General features: G+C 64.5%; 1 protein-coding gene and 1 pseudogene. Both read right to left on the bottom strand.

Annotated elements, in window-relative coordinates; all coding sequences use genetic code 11:
• Positions 1-1137, bottom strand: a complete 1137-nt coding sequence (locus tag ABZ371_RS32275; protein ID WP_358686430.1) for a hypothetical protein — start codon at positions 1135-1137, stop codon at positions 1-3.
• 178 nt (positions 1138-1315) lie between these two features.
• Positions 1316-1820: pseudogene (locus tag ABZ371_RS32270) on the bottom strand (hypothetical protein); the annotation flags it as partial.

Here is a 1820-nt window from a genome sequence, read left to right as displayed (position 1 = left end):
TCAGACGGCTCGACGGTCTCGGCCTCGGTCACGTTGTCGCTGGTCATCGATGCATCTTCCATGATCGGGAGTTACACCGATCGTTTTACAGTCCCTACGGTGACGCAGGTCGAATTGGTTGGCGATCTGGAACAGGGCGCCTTCGTCCTTCTTCAGAAGGTGCGTTTTGAGCAGGTCTCGACGGTCCTCGAGGATGCGCCCGAGGTTGAAGACCGCCGACCGTTTGACTTCGACCGGGGTGTCTCGTCCTCGGAAGAGTGCGATGGCGTGGCGGACCTCTGCGGCGATGTCGGGTGGGCTGTCGTTGAGAGCGCGGTGCACCAACTGGCTTCGGGCATCGTCGGTGATGGCGACCAGGCGCCCGAGGTCCTCGCCTTCGGCAGCGAGCTCGTACTCGATGCCTGCCTCGCGCAGCAACTGGTTGACTTTCCACCGGTACAGGACGCGGGCCGATCCGTTATGGAACTCCGAGTGGTGCCAGCCACAGTTGCTGAAGCTGTGATAGTGGCGCGTGCGGGGTCGGCTGACCAGGTCGTGGAGTACCTCGATGAGACCGTAGAAGGTGTTCTCGTCCCATGTCTCCGGGGCCAGCGGCCACAGGTCTGCAATGCCCAGGCGCCTCTCGATCACCTTCGAAGCGTCGGGCAGGTCGTCATAGCCGTCAACACAACGCTCGCCGAACACCTCGGCCAGGTAGCCGTTGTCGGCGAACTCGCCGATGAGCCGGGCAAAGTCCTGCCGGGCAGCTGCAGCGCGGCCGCCCTGGGAAAGATCACTGCCATAACGCTGCGGCCAGTACGGCCGTGGCACTGCCGCGTACCGGAGCTCAGATGCCCGCCTGATGAGCTCCTCGAGCCAGTCGCACTGATCCCTGCCAGTCTGCTGCTGGGCTGATCCCCAGCGACTGGCCGTGGTCGCCCAAGGATCGTCCGCCAGATCCCTGTGGCGGGGTACCTCCTCGAAGTCGGTAACGGCCGTGGTGCCGGCAAGGGCCTCGGTCAGGAGCCACTTCGCGCGCTCTTCCCAAGAAGGGCCCGTAGCGCGGAGAACCCGCTCACCCTCGCTCACGAACAGCGCTGCGGGCCAAAGGAGTTCGTAGTCACTCAAGTCCAGACTCACCGCAACATCATCACTCATCTGTGGAGGGTTCCGCCCCGCACAAAGCCAATTCCTGCCCTGGCTCTGAGACCTGCGGGCGCCCGGCTCCGGTCCTCAGCCGGTCTGCAAGATCGTCCATCAGTGGCCCACAGGTACTCCTGGTGGCGCCGGTGCACTGCTTGCGGTGCCGCCAGCCTTTTTGGCCCGTCACGTCCTGTCAGTGTCCGGCCTGCCCCGCTCTTGTGAAGCGCCACTCCCGGAAGCGGCGCTTCAGCTGCCACCAGCGGACGGTATAGGCGAGGTCTTCGCGGCAGGCATCCAGGAAGACCCCCTGCGCGGTGACTACCGCTTGGGCCTGCTGCTGGGAACGGTCCGCGCTCTTCTCATTCAGATCCATGTCGCTGGTCGCGGCAACGAGAGTCTCTGCCGCGGCGATGACCTGGACGCTGCCGCACAGCCGTACCCCGTGCAGCGCGCTGATCAGCTCGCTGCTGATCTGCCATGACTGAGGGATCTGCCCCAGCAGCAGCTTGTGTGCGGCACGCCAGGCTTCGCGCTGCAGGTGGCCAAACTGGTAGACGTAGTGAAAGGAGTGGGTCGCAGCGTCCAGCAGCCGACGGTAGGGACTGCTGCACGGAAAGGTGACACCTGACCTGGCTTGCTGAGAGGCGGCCTGGAAGGATGTCGCAGTGCCCAAGCCGTATCCGAAAGAGTTCCGCGAT

It is taken from the genome of Streptomyces sp. NPDC005899 (assembly GCF_040629645.1).
Classification (GTDB): Bacteria; Actinomycetota; Actinomycetes; order Streptomycetales; family Streptomycetaceae; genus Streptomyces.
The sequence above is the reverse complement of the archived record's forward strand: the minus strand, read 5'-3'. Positions and strand labels throughout refer to the sequence as shown.